The organism is Pseudomonas fluorescens, assembly GCF_000967965.1.
Lineage (GTDB): Bacteria > Pseudomonadota > Gammaproteobacteria > Pseudomonadales > Pseudomonadaceae > Aquipseudomonas > Aquipseudomonas grandcourensis.
Map to the genome: position 1 here is coordinate 1 of NZ_LACC01000068.1, position 17860 is coordinate 17860.

Annotated in this window: 15 protein-coding genes; 6 read left to right on the forward strand and 9 right to left on the reverse strand. The window is 59.3% G+C overall.

Annotation, left to right across the window (positions count from 1 at the left end; genetic code table 11):
- Positions 1–54: 54 nt before the first annotated feature.
- The 5 genes from VC35_RS28040 to VC35_RS28060 form a co-directional block, all read right to left on the reverse strand.
- Positions 55–756 carry an ABC transporter ATP-binding protein gene (locus VC35_RS28040; RefSeq protein ID WP_046043979.1) on the reverse strand — a complete coding sequence of 234 codons (702 nt, stop codon included), beginning with the start codon at positions 754–756 and terminating at the stop codon, positions 55–57.
- Entirely contained in the window at positions 757–1524 is a 768-nt protein-coding gene (gene livG / locus VC35_RS28045; RefSeq protein WP_046043980.1) for a high-affinity branched-chain amino acid ABC transporter ATP-binding protein LivG, read from the reverse strand. It lies immediately after the preceding gene.
- Positions 1521–2777, reverse strand: coding sequence for a high-affinity branched-chain amino acid ABC transporter permease LivM (locus tag VC35_RS28050; protein WP_046043981.1), 1257 nt, complete (start codon positions 2775–2777; stop codon positions 1521–1523). The genes livG and VC35_RS28050 overlap by 4 nt, the downstream gene beginning before the upstream one ends.
- Positions 2774–3697 (reverse strand): high-affinity branched-chain amino acid ABC transporter permease LivH, encoded by a 924-nt coding sequence (gene livH, locus VC35_RS28055; RefSeq protein WP_046043982.1) that lies wholly within the window; start codon positions 3695–3697, stop codon positions 2774–2776. Before livH ends, VC35_RS28050 begins: the two co-directional genes overlap by 4 nt.
- Before the next feature lie 227 nt (positions 3698–3924).
- Positions 3925–5052 carry a branched-chain amino acid ABC transporter substrate-binding protein gene (locus VC35_RS28060; protein WP_046043983.1) on the reverse strand — a complete coding sequence of 376 codons (1128 nt, stop codon included), beginning with the start codon at positions 5050–5052 and terminating at the stop codon, positions 3925–3927.
- Positions 5053–5402: 350 nt separating this feature from the next.
- On the opposite strand from VC35_RS28060, the gene VC35_RS28065 reads away from it, so the two are divergent.
- Positions 5403–5708 (forward strand): DUF2288 domain-containing protein, encoded by a 306-nt coding sequence (locus tag VC35_RS28065; protein WP_046043985.1) that lies wholly within the window; start codon positions 5403–5405, stop codon positions 5706–5708.
- 295 nt (positions 5709–6003) lie between these two features.
- On the opposite strand, the gene VC35_RS28070 is transcribed toward VC35_RS28065, so the two are convergent.
- A complete protein-coding gene (locus VC35_RS28070; RefSeq protein ID WP_046043987.1) occupies positions 6004–8199 on the reverse strand; it encodes a hypothetical protein in 2196 nt (731 codons plus the stop codon).
- 196 nt (positions 8200–8395) lie between these two features.
- On the opposite strand from VC35_RS28070, the gene VC35_RS28075 reads away from it, so the two are divergent.
- Entirely contained in the window at positions 8396–9292 is an 897-nt protein-coding gene (locus tag VC35_RS28075) for an NAD(P)-dependent oxidoreductase (protein WP_046043989.1), read from the forward strand.
- Here the strand turns inward: VC35_RS28075 and VC35_RS28080 are convergent.
- Both VC35_RS28080 and VC35_RS28085 read right to left on the reverse strand, forming a co-directional pair.
- Positions 9249–11465: a putative bifunctional diguanylate cyclase/phosphodiesterase gene (locus VC35_RS28080; RefSeq protein ID WP_311132827.1), complete on the reverse strand. Its 2217-nt coding sequence runs from the start codon at positions 11463–11465 to the stop codon at positions 9249–9251. The two genes, VC35_RS28075 and VC35_RS28080, sit on opposite strands and share 44 nt — an antisense overlap.
- A gap of 147 nt (positions 11466–11612) precedes the next feature.
- The gene (locus VC35_RS28085) at positions 11613–11978 is read right to left on the reverse strand and encodes a YkgJ family cysteine cluster protein (RefSeq protein ID WP_046043993.1); all 366 of its coding nucleotides are present in this window, start codon (positions 11976–11978) and stop codon (positions 11613–11615) included.
- A 268-nt stretch (positions 11979–12246) separates the two neighbouring features.
- Here VC35_RS28085 and VC35_RS28090 point away from each other — a divergent pair, with 268 nt between their 5' ends.
- Positions 12247–13596: a spinster family MFS transporter gene (locus VC35_RS28090; protein ID WP_046043994.1), complete on the forward strand. Its 1350-nt coding sequence runs from the start codon at positions 12247–12249 to the stop codon at positions 13594–13596.
- A gap of 94 nt (positions 13597–13690) precedes the next feature.
- On the opposite strand, the gene rapA is transcribed toward VC35_RS28090, so the two are convergent.
- Positions 13691–16537 carry an RNA polymerase-associated protein RapA gene (gene rapA, locus VC35_RS28095; protein ID WP_046043996.1) on the reverse strand — a complete coding sequence of 949 codons (2847 nt, stop codon included), beginning with the start codon at positions 16535–16537 and terminating at the stop codon, positions 13691–13693.
- 217 nt (positions 16538–16754) lie between these two features.
- Between rapA and VC35_RS28100 the strand changes: the two genes are divergently transcribed.
- The 3 genes from VC35_RS28100 to ccoM all read left to right on the forward strand — a co-directional run bounded on the left by VC35_RS28100 (position 16755) and on the right by ccoM (position 17611).
- Positions 16755–17096, forward strand: coding sequence for a hypothetical protein (locus VC35_RS28100; protein WP_046043998.1), 342 nt, complete (start codon positions 16755–16757; stop codon positions 17094–17096).
- 99 nt (positions 17097–17195) lie between these two features.
- A complete protein-coding gene (locus tag VC35_RS29725) occupies positions 17196–17357 on the forward strand; it encodes a hypothetical protein (protein ID WP_008016476.1) in 162 nt (53 codons plus the stop codon).
- Positions 17358–17500: 143 nt separating this feature from the next.
- On the forward strand, positions 17501–17611 hold the full coding sequence (gene ccoM, locus VC35_RS30250; RefSeq protein ID WP_007976669.1) for a cytochrome c oxidase subunit CcoM: 111 nt from the start codon (positions 17501–17503) through the stop codon (positions 17609–17611).
- Positions 17612–17860 lie beyond the last annotated feature (249 nt).

Genomic DNA, 17860 nt, shown 5'->3' on the forward strand with positions numbered 1-17860 from the left:
AGCTTAACTGACTGGCATTAGCCCGAAGGCCGTTTTTTTGTTTACCGCAATGGCTTAACCGCCGAGGTACGCTTCGCGCACTTTCGGGTCGGTCAGCAGGGCTTCACCGGTGCCTTGCATCACCACCCGGCCGTTCTCCAGAACGTAGGCACGGTCAGCGATCTTCAGCGCCTGGTTGGCGTTCTGCTCGACCAGGAACACGGTCACGCCGTCCTTGCGTAGCTGTTCGATGATGTCGAAGATCTGCTGGATGATGATCGGTGCCAGGCCCAGGGACGGCTCGTCGAGCAGCAACAGCTTGGGCTTGCTCATCAGCGCACGGCCGATGGCGAGCATTTGCTGTTCGCCGCCGGACATGGTGCCGCCGCGCTGGGCGAAGCGCTCTTTCAGGCGTGGGAAAAGTCCGAGGACCTTGTCCATCTGTTCCTGATAATCGCCCTTGTCGGTGAAGAAACCACCCATGGAGAGGTTTTCTTCCACGGTCAGGCGGGAAAACACCCGACGACCTTCCGGCACCACGGCAATGCTCTTGCGCATGATCTGCGAGGAGTCCTGGCCGACCAGTTCCTCACCCATGTAGCGGATGCTGCCGCTGTGGGCCTGCGGCGAACCGCAGAGCGTCATCAGCAGGGTCGACTTGCCGGCACCGTTGGCGCCGATCAGGGTCACGATCTCGCCCTGACGGACTTCGACGTTGACGCTGTGCAGGGCCTGGATCTTGCCGTAGAAGGTGGAAACGTTTTCGAACTGCAGCATTTACGCTTCCCCCAGGTAGGCTTTGATCACTTCAGGATTGTCGCGGATCTGTTCCGGCGTGCCGTTGGCCAGGGGCGTGCCCTGGTTGATCACGACGATGTGGTCGGAAATGCTCATGACCAGTTTCATGTCGTGTTCGATCAGCAGCACGGTGACGTTGTGCTCTTCACGCAGCATGCTGATCAGCGCCTTGAGGTCATCGGTTTCCTTCGGGTTCAGGCCGGCGGCCGGTTCGTCGAGCATGAGGATCCGAGGGCGGGTCATCATGCAGCGGGCGATTTCCAGGCGACGTTGCTGACCGTAGGCCAGGGTGCCGGCCGGACGGTTGGCGAACTCCTTGAGGTGAACCTTTTCCAGCCAATACTCGGCGTACTCCATGGCCTCGCGTTCGCTTTTGCGGAACGCCGGGGTCTTGAACAGGCCGGACAGGAAGTTGGTGTTCAAGTGACGGTGCTGGGCGATCAAGAGGTTCTCGACCGCGGTCATGTCCTTGAACAGCCGCACGTTCTGGAAAGTACGCACCACGCCTTTGAGGGCGATCTTGTGGCCGGGCAGGCCCTCGATGGCCTCGCCGTCCAGCAGGATGCTGCCGCCGCTCGGCTTGTAGAAGCCGGTCAGGCAGTTGAACACGGTGGTCTTGCCGGCGCCGTTGGGCCCGATCAGTGCCACGACCTGCTTTTCCTTCACGCTCAGGGCTACGCCGTTGACCGCCAGCAATCCGCCGAAGCGCATGCTCAGATTTTCTACTTTAAGGATCTCGCGGCTCATTTACGCAGCTCCATGTGAGGACGCTGCATGGGCAGCAGACCTTGAGGACGCCAGATCATCATCAGCACCATCAAGGCACCGAACATCAACATGCGGTATTCGCTGAAGTCACGCATCAGCTCGGGCAACAGAATCATTACGACGGCCGCGAGGACCACGCCTAATTGCGAGCCCATGCCGCCCAGCACCACGATGGCGAGGATGGTGGCCGATTCGATGAAGGTGAATGACTCCGGCGTCACCAGACCCTGACGTGCGGCGAAGAAGCTACCGGCAAATCCGGCGAAGCAGGCGCCCAGGGTGAAGGCCGACAGCTTGATCACGGTCGGGTTCAGGCCTAAGGCACGGCAGGCGATTTCGTCCTCACGCAAGGCTTCCCAGGCACGGCCGATCGGCATGCGCAGCAGGCGGTTGATCACGAACAGCGCGAACAGCGCCAGCAACAGAGCCACCAAGTAGAGGAATACCACCTTGCTGACGGGGTTGTAGGTCAGGCCGAAGTACTCGTGGAAGGTCTGCATGCCTTCGGCGGCCGTTCTATCGAAGCTCAGGCCGAACAGCGACGGTTTGGGGATGTTGCTGATGCCGTTCGGTCCGCCCGTGAGGTCCGTCAGGTTACGCAGGAACAGACGGATGATTTCACCGAAGCCCAGGGTCACGATCGCCAGATAGTCACCGCGCAGACGCAGTACCGGAAAGCCCAGCAGGAAGCCGAACGTCGCAGACATCAGTCCGGCGATGGGCAGGCAGATCCAGAAGCTCAGGCCGTAGTAGTGCGACAGCAGCGCATAGCTGTAGGCGCCCACCGCGTAGAAACCGACGTAGCCCAGGTCGAGCAACCCCGCCAGACCGACCACGATGTTCAGGCCCAGACCGAGCAGTACATAGATCAGAATCAGCGTGGCGATATCCACCGCACCGCGCGAGCCGAAGAACGGCCACACCAGAGCGACCACGATCAACCCCATGATGACCCAGCGTTGGGTGCTGGGCAGGGTCATGAAGTGGCTGACCTTCGGCGAAACCAGCGAGCCTTTCGGCGCTGACTTCATCATGGTGCTCCACTGCTTGTCGAACAGCACCCGCAGGAACATCAGCACCGAACTGGCGGTGATGATGAACAGCGTGGAGGTACTGGCACCCAGTACTTCGAGGTTGATGCCGGCGATGGACAGTTTCAGACCGAGTACCGGATAGGCCACGGCCCAGACCAGCAGGGCGCTGAACAGCGCTTGTTTAAGATTCCTAGTCATACTTTCTCAATCTCCGGACGCCCCAACAGGCCGGTTGGCCGGAATAACAACACCAGAACCAGAAGGCCGAAAGCCACCACGTCCTTGTACTGGTCACCGAATATATCGGCACCGAATGCTTCCGCCACCCCCAGCACCAGACCACCGAGCATGGCGCCCGGAATGCTGCCGATGCCACCCAGTACCGCCGCGGTAAAGGCCTTGAGGCCCACCAGGAACCCGGCGTTCGGGTTGATCACGCCATACTGCATGCTGAGCAATACAGCCGCCACGGCCGCCAGGGCGGCACCGATAACGAAGGTCAGGGCGATGATGTTGTTGGTGTTGATGCCCAACAGGTTGGCCATCTTGATGTCTTCGGCACAGGCCCGGCAGGCACGTCCCAAGCGTGAACGCGAGATGAACTGGGTGAGGCAGAGCATCACCACCAGGGTCACCACGAACACCAGGATCTGCATGTAGGAAATCAGCACTTCCTGTGCTCCGCCCGGACCGAAACTGAAGCTGCCCGGAATCAGGTTGGGGATCGATTTGTCCTTGGAGTCCTGCGAGAGCAGTACGGAGTTTTGCAGGAAGATCGACATGCCGATGGCCGAGATCAGCGGGATCAGGCGGTTACTGCCCCGCAGAGGGCGGTAGGCGATCCGTTCGATGCTGTAGCCGTAGGCACTGGTTACAACGATGGTCGCCAGGAATGCGGCGGTCATCAAAAGTGGCAGAGAATGGATACCCAGCATGGCCAGTCCGGCAAGGACGATGAAGGCCACGTAGGAGCCGATCATGTAGACCTCGCCATGGGCGAAGTTGATCATTCCAATAATGCCGTAAACCATTGTGTAGCCAATGGCAATCAGGGCATAGGTGCTGCCAATGGTCAGACCATTAACCAGCTGTTGGAAGAAGTGATAGATCTCAGGCATTACAACGCTCCTAAAAACCTGATACGCATTTCACTGGTGGAGTCATGTTCCGGCCCGGGCTGTGTGGTCTGTAGCCACCTTCGCACGAGCGTTTGCCAGCGAACCGCTGGTGACGGTTTTAAGATTTTCAGGTAAGTCAGCTCCCGGATCGCGGGACTCTGACCCATTAACCTCGTAAAACAAAGCCCACGGCTTGCGCAGTGGGCTCTATTACTCATGGAGCCAGTTTACTGAGGCGAAACTTCGGTCTTTGGTTTACCGAAATGCCACTGATAAACCACGAACTTGAAGTCCTTCAGGTCGCCCTTTTCGTCGAACGACAGGTCGCCGGTCGGAGTCTTGAAGGTGCCTTTGTGAATGGCTTCAGCCACCTTGGCAGTGTCTTCGCTCTTGGCGGTCTTGATGCCTTCGGCGATCACTTCGACGGCCGAGTAGGCCGGGAACACGAACGGGCCGGTCGGGTCCTGTTTCTTGGCGGCGAACGCCTCAACCAGCGCCTTGTTGGACGGGTCCTGGTCGAAAGACTTCGGCAGGGTCACCAACAGGCCTTCGGAAGCGTCCTGGGCGATTTGCGAGATGGAGTCGTTGCCCACACCTTCAGGCCCCATGAACTTGGCGTTCAGGCCCTTTTCCTTGGATTGACGCAGGATCAGGCCCAGTTCCGGGTGGTAGCCGCCGTAGTAGACGAAGTCGACGTTGGCTTGCTTGAGCTTCTGGATGATCGAGGAGAAGTCCTTGTCACCCGCGTTGAGACCTTCGAATACGGCAACCTTGACGCCTTTGCCTTCGAGGGTTTTCTTCACGGAAGTGGCGATGCCTTCACCGTATTGCTGTTTGTCGTGCAGTACAGCAACGATTTTCGGTTTTACGTGGTTGGCGATGTAGTTACCGGCGGCAGGGCCCTGGGCGCTGTCCAGGCCGATGGTGCGGAACACCATTTTGTAACCACGTGCGGTGATGTCCGGGCTGGTGGCAGCCGGGGTGATCATGATCACGCCTTCGTCTTCGTAGATGTCCGAAGCCGGTTGGGTGGAGCTGGAGCACAGGTGACCGACAACGAATTTCACACCATCGTTGACCACTTTGTTGGCGACGGCCACGGCTTGTTTAGGGTCGCACGCGTCGTCGTATTCCTTGGCTTCGAGCATCTTGCCGTCGACACCGCCCTTGGCGTTGATCTGCTCGATGGCCATCTTGGCGCCGATGAACTGCATGTCGCCGTATTGAGTGACCGGGCCGGTTTTAGGGCCGGCGATGCCGATCTTGATGGTGTCAGCTGCGAACGAATGGCTGGCAACCCCGGCCAGAACCATAGCGGCAAACAGTTTGGAAATCTGCTTAGTAGCCTTAGTCATAGTGCTCCACTCTTACTGTTGTAGTTTTTATAGTCCTGGCGCCGAAAGCAGCAGAACCGGGTCAGATATCTGCGACATTCCCCGGAAAAGTCCCTCGGCAACTGTACCGGTACAGTGTAGAGCGCCGATTGTCAGCCTGGGAAGGCGGCGCCGGGGGACAAAACCTGCAAGTGTCGCTTTATTGAAAGTAAAAGACAGAATTGCGGCGGGGTGTTGAGGGGCTTATAGCCGTATTCAGTGCATTCCCTGGCTTTCCTGCGCTTTTCATTTCGGTCACTCAATTGCATCCGGGTTTTTCTGCCAGACCACCGACGTTATCATCTACGTCGATTTCTTTTCCGGACAGTCCCATGAATCAAGAACCTAGCACCCTCTATGCCAAGCTGCTTGGTGAAACCGCATCTATTACCTGGAAAGAGCTGGAGCCGTTCTTCGCCAAGGGTGCCCTATTGTGGGTCGATCCTGGCCTGGATCTGATCGCCGCCGCCGAGGCCGTGGCCCAGGATGAAGGGGAGAAAGTGGCTGCCTGGCTGGCCGCCGACAAGCTCGCCAAGCTGTCTGAAACGCGGGCGCTGGATCTTTTTGAGCGTGATCCGCAGCTGTGGGCCGTGGTTGTTTCGCCGTGGATTCTGGTCCAGGAAAGGGCGCAGGCTTAAAGGTTGCACTTGATTGGTGCGTTCCTTTCAGGGGGAAAAGTGTGTAGCCGAGTAGCGTGATGGCATGTTGCCGTAGAGAAAGGCCACAGCCTCACGGTGACGTAAACGTAACGGGAACAGTTGAGAGGGCAACTGAACGCCTGCTCAATTGTGTCTGGATGTTGATTTGCAGTGAATTCAAGGCCGCCATCGCGAGCAAGCTCGCTTCCACAGTTGACCGCGTTCTCTCTGAAAGAATGCGATCCCTGTGGGAGCGAGCTTGCTCGCGATCGGGGCGACGAGTTTTCCCGTCTTGTTAAGCCGTCTTGCCCGTATGGTTATTCAACGAAATAACCTTGGTCTTGCCGATGCGGTGACGGTAGATCTCGCGCAGGTACTTGATCGATTTTTTCACGCAATCCCGGGACAGGCGGATGTCGTTGATCGAGACAAATTTTTCCTTGTCGTTGATCAGTTCACGGTACTTTTTCTCGTACATCGGCTTGATCGCGTACCAGTTGGTATCGAGGATCTTCGCCGGGTTCTCGAATTCGTTGAGCAACTCGTCGATCCGGTCTTCATCGAAATGTTCGTTGATGATGAAGTCGAGGATCGAGTTGTCCAGGGTCTCGTCGAAGCGGTACGGGTTTTTCGCGAAGCAGCGTTTGATGAAGGCCACGATCAGCGTCAGGAAATCATCCGACAGGCACGGGCTCTTGGCGATCAGGGTGGTCAGCGACAGGTTGGCCGAAGCACCGATCACCAGCGCGTAGCGCTTGAGTGTGGTGTTGGGGAACAGGCTGTTGAGGTGAGTCTTCAGCCGGTTCAGATCCATGTACGACAGCTTGTAGTCCTTCGGCAAGGAAACGATCGACACCACCGACGAGCAATTCTTGAAGAAGTGCAGGTCATGCAGGGCCGCCGCGTCGTAACCCGAGTTCTTGTACTGCTCCAGCGACGCGCGATAGCGCTTGGACTCGATCGGCAACAGGCTGATGCCTTCGATGGCCTGGGTGACCTTGTTGAAGTGCGGCAAGTCGATCGAACGGAAGAACAGATCGTCGATGTTCAGGCGCTGCGGCTCTTTCTCGAACACCTTGAATTTGTCGCTGCTCGGCGGCGGGGTTTCCGGCACCACGGACTCGGCGTAGGCAATCGCCACCGGGCCGGCCAGGCTCATGAACAGGTCGTTGGCGTCCAGGCGGATGGTTTCGCCGATGTCGATGCCGGCGCGACGGAAATAGTTCTGGTCGTAGTCAGTCGTAACCGCCTGCGCCGTCAGAATGTTGAAGATCTGCTGCGAGATGTACTGGTTGGCATGCTTCTCCATGGCATTGACATCAATGTTCTGGATATTGCCGTCATCGTTCTCTTCGGCGTAACGCATGATGTCGTTGGAGATCAGCATCATCGCGTTCCATGGGCGGATGCGGCCCATGACGCTGGCTTCGCTGCTGTCTTCATTGGCGAAGTTGTAGGAGAAGTCCCACTCTTCCGACAGGTATTTGCACAACAGGCGGCCGGCGTTGATGTGCAGCGCCTCGGACATTTCACTGCGGTGATCGGAAATGTTCGGCAGTACGCAGATGCCACTGGTGAAGATCGGTTCGAAGACGAAGGAGTGGCCGCTCTTGCTGTCGTGCTCGTCCATCGGTTTGGTGTCGAACGTCTTGTTCATGTACGAGTGCTGCTGAGCCAGGCCGAACTCCGAGGCCATGCCCGAACCGGTGCCGCCGCCAGCACTGAAGATCGAGAAATACAGGCGCGACTGGTTGGCCTTGATGCCGCAGCTGTCGATCAGGTACGAGTGAATCATTTTCCAGTCGGGGCTGGAGAAACGTTGGGTGTCCTTGTTCAGGATGATCTTGGCCAGGTACTGGCCGAGGATCGGCGCGTTACCGGCGCCACCAGCGTGGACTTCCGACAAGTCCATGATTTTCATCTTGCTGTAATCACGCAGGAAGCCGCTTTTTTCGCCCTTGCGCGAGAAGCGGATGCGGCCGGCGATGTCCTTGTCCAGGTCGCCGAGCATCACCAGCGGCTCGACCAGAAACACCGGCTTGGTGTTTTTGTTGTGGCCCAGGCGCAGGTTGTTGCGGATCCACTGGGCCGGGCTGTAGCCCTTTTCGGCAAAACGCTTGTCAGGCGACAGGCGATCTTCGTTGTTGAATTCGTTGAGGTAGAACTTGCGAGCGTTGTACACCAGCTCCGCCACGTCCAGCGCAATGTTCGAGCCGCAGCGGCCCAGGCCGATCAGGCACACCGACGGGAATTCCTGATCGCTGTGCTGTTCGCTGTCGCCTTCCAGGTGCGGTGCGCGCGGGAACACCATGTCGCGCAGGCCGTCGAGGTTGTCGAGGATGCGGTCGGTGTTGGTTTCTGTGAAGTAGAGGTATTGCTGGGTCGCCAACGGGCGCGATTGAGTCAATGGCTTCGGTGATGACGGGCTGTTGGCCGCGGGGCTCAACGTCAGATCGGTTACCGCAGTGGCCGGGTTGTTTTTAGAAGTCATTGTTCGCCATCTACCTGGGCTGATTGGTTGGCCGACTCGATGTCGTCGAACCGTCACGGAATACAATCGCGTCTTTTTTCAGCGCGTACTTGGACCATGCCTTGGTCGTTAGCCTGAGCATTGCTCGGGGTGAATCCTTTCCTAAGTCATGATGAATCGGCCAATATTCGGTGATCTTTAATCGAGAAGAGGCAAAATGATGTCAACGCTACCTTCGCTAGGGTTTGCCGGGATCGGCCTGATGGGGCTGCCGATGTGCCGGCGCCTGCTGGCCGCGGGTTATCCGCTGGCGGTATGGAATCGCAATCCGGGGAAGTGCAAGCCGCTGGTGGAGGCAGGCGCACGCCAGGTCGCCAGCCCGGCCGAACTGTGCCAACACGCTGACGTGGTAATGCTGTGCCTGGCGGATACGTCGGTCGTACGCGAGGTGGTGTTTGGTCCGGCAGGCGTTGTGGAGGGCGCAAAAAAAGGCCAGCTGCTGGTGGATTTCTCCAGCCTGGAGCCCAACGCCACGCGGGAAATGGCCGCAGAACTCGCCGGCAAAACCGGTATGGACTGGCTCGACACGCCGGTGTCCGGTGGCGTGGTCGGTGCCGAGGCTGGAAGCCTGGCGATCATGGTCGGCGGTGAAGTACAGGATCTGGAGCGGGTCCGGCCTGTCCTGTTGAGCCTGGGGCAGCGTGTGACGCACATGGGCGGCGTCGGGGCAGGGCAGGTGACCAAGGCCTGCAATCAGATGATCGTCGCCTGCAATGCATTGGTGATTGCCGAAGTGGTCGCGTTGGCGGAGCGTTCCGGGGTTGATGCCAGCCTGATCGCCGAAGCGCTGGCCGGCGGCTTTGCCGATTCGAAACCCTTGCAGATCCTGGCCCCGCAGATGGCGGAAAACCGATTCGAACCGGTCAAATGGCACGTGCGCACGTTGCTCAAGGATCTGGATACAGCGGTGAAGTTTTCCCGTGAACAAGGCTCGGCGACACCGATCAGCGGTCTGGCCGCGCAGTTGATGCGCCTGCATGGGAGTCAGGGTTTCCTTGAAAAGGACCCGTCTACATTAGTGCAGATGTACCGTGAGCCAGGCTCAGCGTCGTGACGGTGTAGGTGTCCTTGCGCTGGTTGATTTCGTTCAGCACCGGAAGCAACTCGGTCAGCGGCACCGGCCGGCTCAGCAGATAGCCCTGAACGAAGTCACAGCCGTGGTTTTCCAGGAATTGGTATTGCTCGAAGGTTTCGACCCCTTCGGTGACTACTTGCAGGTGCAGGGTATGGGCCATGACGATGATCGCCTGGACAATTTCCATGTCCTGGGTCGCCTTGGGAATGTCCTGGATGAACGAACGGTCGATTTTCAGCGTGTTGAGCGGCAAGCGCTTGAGGTAGGCCAGGGATGAATAGCCGGTGCCGAAGTCATCGATCGACAGCGAAACGCCGAGGGCGCGTATCTGCCGCAGCAACACCAGGGTGTTGGCGATATTGCCCATCAAGGCGTTTTCGGTGACCTCCAGTTCCAGCCGGTGGGGCTCCACACCGGAGACCCGCAATGCGTATTCGATTTCATCGGCCAGTTCTTCGCGCGCAAGGTTCAGGGGGGAGCAGTTCACGGCGATCTTCAGGTCTTCACAGCCCTGGCGCGACAACTCGCCCAGATCCTCGCAGGCCTTGCGCAGCACCCAGTTGTCCAGCTCGGCGATCAGGCCATTGGCCTCGGCGATGGCGATGAAACGATCCGGTACGAGGATACCGTGGACCGGGTGTTGCCAGCGGATCAAGGCTTCGAGCTTGCTGACCTGACCGGTCTTGAGGTCATAGATCGGCTGGTAATAGAGCATCAAACCGGTGTCTTCACGCAGGGCGTGGCGCAACTCTTCTTCCAGTTGCAGCTCGAGTGTGGCGCGGGTTTTCAGGTTGGCACTGAAAAAATTCAGCCCGTTGCGACCGCTGCCCTTGGACTGATACAGCGCCAGGTCGGCGTTCTTCAACAATTCCTCACAGGTCTTGCCGTCTTCCGGAAACAGGCTGATGCCGATGCTGGTGGTCATGACCATGCGCCTGCCGGCCAGCTCGATGGGCTCCTTCATCTTCAGCATGATTCGTTGGGCCATATGCCGTGCTTCTTCACGATCATGCAGGTCGATGAGCAGGCAGAACTCGTCTCCACCGAAGCGCGCGACCACGTCCTTGTGACTGCGAATCGAGCTCTTGATGTGCCCGGCAAGCACTTTGAGCAATTCGTCACCGGCATCGTGACCAAGGCTGTCGTTGATCCGCTTGAAATGGTCGATGTCCAGGAACAGGACCGCCAGCATCCCGCCTTCGTTGGTTTTCTCGATGAGTTTTTCAGCGAAGATCTGGTTGAACCCGCGGCGGTTGATCAGATTGGTCAGCGCGTCGTAGTGCGCCACCTGTTGCAGCGACATGCGCGCCTGGTCCAGTTGGCTGAGCAGGGAGTTGACCCGTTGCAGGTCGTGGTCCTTGTGTTGCAGCTTTTTGTCCGCCAGTGCCGCGCTGATGCTGCTGCCGATGATCAGCAGGGCCATGACGGTCACGGTCAGTGCCAATTGCAGGTGGCTGTGTTCGCCGGATTGCACCGGCAGGCTGTCGCTGGGCAGCACCAGGTTGAAGGCGGCCATGGCCGTGAGGTGCATACAGAGGATGCCCGCCCCGAGCAACAGGCTGGCGCAGTATTTGAAAAGCTGATGCAGCATGCCGGTGCCGTCGCGCAGATACCATGCCAGCAACAAGGCGGCCAGCGCGGCCCCGATCGCGATCGCGATGGACAAGGCGAACAGGCCCGGATGGTAATAGACCGAGGCATTGGAGTGCATGGCCGTCATGCCCACGTAGTGCATGGTCGTGATGCCCAGGCCGACTCCGATCGATGCCTTGAGGCACCGCTGCAAGCTCAAATCCGGGAGGCTGAGGGTATGCATTGCCAGCCACGCGGCGAGCAGCGCGATGGTCAGCGAGAACAGCGTGACAGGCAGTTGGTAGTGAAGGTCGATGGGCGCCTGGAAGGCCAGCATCCCGACGAAGTGCATGGCCCAGATACCGCCGGCCAGGCATCCGCTGCCCACCCAGCGCCAGAGCGCCTGGGACGCGGATTTCTCAGCGTGAGCAACCCGTTCGGCCATGTCCAGTGTCGCGAAACAGCCGACACAGGCGACCAGATAAGCCAGCAGCACCAGAAAAGGGTCATGTGTGCAATTAAGTATGACCTGCCCGCTCTCTGGTAGCTCGGTAATGAAATGCAAACCAAGCCACTCCATAGCATGCCCCATCGTTATCCCTCAGGCCGGCGCAAGCAGCGACGGCGAATGCCTTGGAGTATAGAGGGCGTAGATGGAGCGCAAGCGGTAGTGGCACATTGGTGCCAATGATTTTGACATTAGACTAATAGCGATTAGTGCTAGTAGTCAGGCGATTTGCTTCTGAGGCGTCTCGAACGCGGGTTGCAGGGCCGGCAAACCGAAAGCGGCGCGGGCCGCATCGCAATCGGGATTGGCCAGGCCATCGACCCAGGAAGCGTCGAACTCCCGACAGGTGCTGGAGCGTTTTTCGTAAATCGAGCACTGCACCGTACTGCCCACGTCTCCGACCAGACTGGTGCAGCGCACGGGTTTGCAGCCGGTGCCGAGCATCGCGACCCGACTGGGGCTGATCTGTTCGACAAGCTCATCGGGTACCGTCCCCCCGGATGAGGCGCATTCACCCCAGAAAAATGACACGCGAAAATGAGAACAGCAGGCACCGCAATTCAGACACGGACTGGCTTCGGACATGGGCGATTATCTAAGGAGGAGTGGAGACACAGGGGGGGAAACAAGGCCGCTATTCTAGGCTTCGCCAACGGCTTGGGAAGGGGGGCTCAAAGGTATTTTTCATCGACCGGACGGGCTGCGAAATACCCGCTCCGCGAAAGCTCCTACAAGTTGCGTCCCATGGGTTGGTATCAGCCTGGCGAATAATGAAAGACAGTCGTGGCCGGCCTGTCTAGATTGCAAAGTCCGGGGGCAGTGACGCCCCAAAAACAATAAAAGAGACGGACCCATGCAGAACTCGACCCAAGCGGCCAATGCCTGGCGCATTCTGTTCCTGTTGTTCCTGGCCAACCTGTTCAATTTTTTCGACCGCACCATCCCGGCCATCATCATCGAGCCCATTCGCATGGAATGGCACCTCAGTGACTTTCAGTTGGGGATCATCGGTACGGCATTCACCATCGTCTACGCCATTGCCGGCTTGCCGCTGGGGCGCATGGCCGATACCGGCTCGCGCAGCAAGCTGATGGGCTGGGGGCTGGCGGTGTGGAGCGGGTTGACGGCCGTCAACGGCATGGTGGGCAGTTTCTGGAGCTTCCTGATCGTGCGCATGGGCATTGGCATCGGCGAGGCCAGTTATGCGCCGGCCGCCAATTCGCTGATCGGCGACTTGTTTCCGGCTCACCGCCGGGCGCGGGCCATGGGGGTCTTCATGCTGGGGCTGCCATTGGGGCTGTTGCTGGCGTTCTTCACCATCGGCGCGATGGTCAAGGCCTTCGATAGCTGGCGTGCGCCATTCTTTATCGCGGCGGTGCCCGGGCTGATCCTGGCGATCTTCATGTTTTTCATCAAGGAACCGAAACGCGGCGCTGCCGAGAGCGTTCAGGTTTCGCAGGAAAAAATCGATCGGCCGATCCGGCGGGTACTGGCTGTGCCAACCTTCCTGTGGCTGGTGATGGCCGGTCTGTGTTTCAACTTCGCCACCTATGCCTGTAACTCCTTTCTGGTGCCAATGCTGCAACGCTATTTCCTCATGCCGTTGCAGGAAGCCGCGGTCGCCACCGGGGTTATTGTCGGCGTGACCGGTTTGGTCGGCCTGACCCTCGGTGGCTGGATCGCCGACAAGATTCACCAGCGTGTCGCCAACGGACGGCTGTTGTTTGCGGCCTTCAGCCTGGTGATTTCGACGGTTTGCACCGCGTGGGCGCTGCATTCCGGGCGAATCGAGATCGGCGTGTTTGTTGCCGTGTTCAGTCTCGGTTGGCTGTTCGCCTACAACTTCTATACCTGCGTGTACACGGCGATTCAGGATGTGGTCGAGCCGCGATTGCGGGCAACGGCGATGGCGCTGTTTTTTGCCGGGCTGTACCTGTTGGGCGGTGGCCTGGGGCCGGTGGTGGTCGGGGCCTTGTCGGATCACTTCGCCCACACGGCGATGCTCGCGGCGGGCGCGGAGCAGATGAGTGAGGCGTTTAAGGCGGTCGGCCTGCATGACGCGATGTACCTGATTCCGGTGGCGCTGTTGTTCACCGTGGTGTTCTTGTTCCTGGCTTCGCGGTGTTTCGTGCGCGATGCCAAGCGGATGAAGGAAGGGCTGGTGGCGGTGGTTGAGCCTGAAGGTTCTGCGGTGACTGCTTAACCGCTATCGCGAGCAGCAGCACTACTGAAATTGAAGTAAATAAAAAGGCCCGCATCACTGCGGGCCTTCTTTTTAAGCAGGGTGGAGCAGGGGATTAACCCGCCACCAACACCCGAATCGCTTCCAGTCGCAGCGCAGCCTTGTCGAGCATGGCCAGGCCTTGCTCGCGTTGTTTGCGCAGGGCCACCAGTTCGCTGTCGCGCACGGTCGGGTTGACCGCTTGCAACGCGGTCAAGCGCGCCAGTTCTTCCTCGGTATCGGCGGCCAGTCGACGCTGCGCCTCGGCGACACGTTCAGTGTGGCGCGGCAGGATCTTCGCTTCACCGGCGTTGATCCGTGGCGTCAGTTGGTCACGCTGGGCCTGGATGAACTTGTTGGCGCTGGCACGCGGCACGCTTTCGAGCTGGTCGTTCAAGGTTTCGAACGACACGCGGGCCGACAGGTCGTTGCCGTTGGTGTCGAGCAGGCAGCGCAGGGCGGCCGGCGGCAGGTAGCGGCCCAGTTGTAGTGAGCGAGGGGCAACCACTTCGCTGACATACAGCAGTTCCAGCAACACGGTGCCCGGCTTGAGTGCCTTGTTCTTGATCAGCGCCACGGCGGTGTTACCCATGGAGCCGGATAGCACCAGATCCATGCCGCCCTGAACCATCGGGTGCTCCCAGGTGATGAACTGCATGTCTTCGCGAGACAGCGCCTGGTTACGGTCGTAAGTGATGGTCACGCCTTCGTCGTCGCCCAGCGGGAAGCTGGCGTCGAGCATTTTTTCGCTCGGCTTGAGGATCAGCGCGTTTTCCGAATGGTCTTCGCTGTCGATGCCGAAGGCGTCGAACAGGGTTTCCATGTAGATCGGCAGCGCGAACTGATCGTCTTGCTCAAGGATATCTTCTACCAGCGCATCGCCTTCGCCCGCGCCACCGGAGTTCAGCTCCAGCAAACGGTCGCGACCAGTGTGCAGCTCGACTTCAAGACGCTCACGTTCGGTGCGGGCTTCGTCGATCAACGCTTGCCACTCGCCATCGTCGGCTTCTTCGAGCAGCGGCAGCAGGCGTGGGCCGAACTGGTGCTGCAAGGCGTTGCCGGTCGGGCAGGTGTTGAGGAATGCGTTCAGCGCTTCGTGGTACCACTGGAACAGACGCTCTTGCGGGCTGGTTTCCAGGTACGGCACGTGCAGTTCGATGATGTGCTTCTGGCCGATCCGGTCCAGACGACCGATGCGCTGTTCCAGCAGGTCCGGGTGGGACGGCAGGTCGAACAGCACCAAGTGATGGGAGAACTGGAAGTTGCGACCCTCACTGCCGATTTCCGAGCAGATCAGCACTTGTGCGCCAAACTCTTCGTCGGCGAAGTAGGCGGCGGCGCGGTCACGCTCGAGGATGTTCATGCCCTCGTGGAACACCGTGGCCGGGATGCCGGAACGCACGCGCAGGGCGTCTTCCAGGTCCATGGCGGTTTCGGCGTGGGCGCAGATCACCAGTACTTTGGTGCGCTTGAGCATCTTCAGTTGATCGATCAGCCACTCGACGCGCGGGTCGAACTTCCACCAGCGTTCTTCTTCGCTGGCGTCCGGTTGGGCCTGGAAGCTGACTTCCGGGTACAACTCGGCGTGATCGCCCAACGGCAGTTCGAGGTATTCGTCCGGGCACGGCAGCGGGTACGGGTGCAGCTTGCGCTCCGGGAAACCCTGAACGGCGGCGCGGGTGTTACGGAACAGCACGCGGCCGGTGCCGTGGCGGTCGAGCAACTCACGCACGAGGCGCGCGCTGGCTTCGGTGTCGCCATCGTTGACGGCAGCCAGCAGGGCTTCGCCTTCGTTGCCGAGGAAACCGTGGATGGTCTTGTGGGCTTGCGGCGACAGGCGCCCCTTGTCCAGCAACTCCTGAACGGCTTCAGCCACCGGGCGATAGTTTTCGCTCTCGGCGCGAAAGGCTTGCAGGTCGTGGAAACGGTTCGGGTCGAGCAGGCGCAGACGAGCGAAGTGGCTGTCCTGGCCCAGTTGTTCCGGGGTGGCGGTCAACAGCAGCACGCCGGGAATGGTCTCGGCAAGTTGCTCGACCAGGGAATACTCAGGGCTGACCTGATCTTCGTGCCACACCAGGTGGTGAGCCTCGTCGACCACCAGCAAGTCCCAGCCCGCCGCGAACAGCGCGTCCTGGGCTTTCTCGTCGTCCACCAGCCACTCAAGCGCGACCAGCGCGAGCTGGGTGTCTTCGAAGGGGTTGCTGGCATCGCTTTCGATGAAGCGTTCTTCGTCGAACAGCGCGACTTGCAGGTTGAAGCGGCGGCGCATCTCGACCAGCCACTGGTGCTGCAGGTTCTCCGGAACCAGGATCAGCACGCGGTTGGCGCGGCCCGAGAGCAATTGGCGATGGATCACCAGACCAGCTTCGATGGTTTTACCCAGGCCCACTTCGTCGGCCAGCAGAACCCGTGGCGCGATACGGTCGGCGACTTCGCGGGCAATGTGCAACTGGTGCGCGATCGGTTGCGCACGCACGCCGCCCAGGCCCCAAAGGGACGACTGCAATTGGCGGCTGGTGTGTTCCAGGGTGTGGTAACGCAGGGAGAACCAGGCCAGCGGGTCGATCTGGCCGGCGAACAGACGGTCGCTGGCCAGGCGGAACTGGATGAAGTTCGACAGTTGGGTTTCCGGCAGGGTGACCACTTCGTTCTGCCCGTTGAGGCCGTGGTAAACCAGCAGGCCATCGACGTCGTCGACTTCGCGAACGGTCAGCTTCCAGCCTTCGAAGTGAGTGATGGAATCACCGGGCGAAAACCGCACACGGGTGAGGGGCGCATTCCTTAGCGCGTACTGGCGAGTGTCGCCAGTGGCCGGATAGAGCACGGTCAACAAGCGGCCGTCCTGTGCCAGAACGGTGCCTAAACCCAGCTCGGCTTCGCTGTCACTGATCCAGCGTTGCCCCGGTTGATACTGCTGCGCCATGCTGCCTGACTCCCACCTGAAAAAGCGGGCTATCTTAACGGAATGAGGGCTTCAGGGCCAAAGGACTCTCAGAAAAACTCACAGTCATACGTTAGCCCACCTGTGCATGACGCGCCGCTCATCGCACTAATGAGTGCCAAATGAGTCACAGTTTGCGACCGATGGCTCAAGTCGCCATCCCCGCAGCCGACAGCCTGCTGACAGGAGACTGAAAACCATGCTGCCACCGATGCTCCCCTTGAGTGCCGTGCCGATCACTTCACAGACCGACCCGATCCGTCAGCGTCCGGATATTCCTCCGGTGGTGCCGGTGCAGGAAAGCTCCAGTGAAAGCACCATCGACCTGCAAAAGCGCAATCCTGAAGAGGACGGGCTGGTGCTGCGCGAGGAGCAGCGCCGCAGGCAGGAGCAGGAGCGGCGGCGTCGCGAGGCTGACGATGACCCCGAGGCTCACCTGGCGATTCCCGGTGATGAACTCAATGCCGACAACACCGTGCCGGTGGCGCCACTGATGGAAGATCAGCCGCGGCAGGGGCTGTGGGTCGATATCGAGATTTGAGCGCAGGCTGGTCAGCACGGCCGTCAGGCCGCATTATTGGCGCAGGGTTGCCGAACGCTACGGCGGCTTAAACTCATTTCAAGCGATGCACTGACCGCCATGAGCCAAGACGACAAACTGATTGACCTCAATGCTGAACGCGCCAAGCGTGTTCATGACCTCAATGACAAGCGGCTCAATGAAGTTCGCCAGGCGTTCGAGCAGGCCATGCCGTTGGGCAAGGCCAAAAAAAAGCCGAAGAACAAACCGAAAAAGCGCTGAAATCCCTCGCACTCATTGATGCGGGTCAAACTTCTCCCTTCCTCTTGCCCAGTCTCGGGCGACATTGATCCCGGTCAATATTCTCTCCTGCCCGTTTGGTTAACTTAGCTCTATCGCAACAGGGCAGGTACAGGAGACGCGTCATGTTTTTCGACAACGTGGTGATCGCCGGAGTGCTGACTGTCAGCCTCATGTTTGTATTTTTCGCAGGGTTCGGACTTTTTATCTGGAAGGATTCGCACAAGCGGAAATAACCGTAGTTCTTTCTGGATGCAATGAGCACGCAAGGCATTTTGGGCAACTTCGGTTGCCCTTTTTTTTGCCTGTAAAACTCTATCGATACACGCAAACCCTGTGGGAGCTAGCTTGCTCCGGGCGGCGTTCCGACGATGAGGCCATAACATTCAGCATCTATATTGGCTGTAAGGCCGCTATCGCGAGCAAGCTCGCCCACATTTGATTTGTTGTGTTTGGAAGTAGCTGGATCGAGTAGGAGGCGGGGT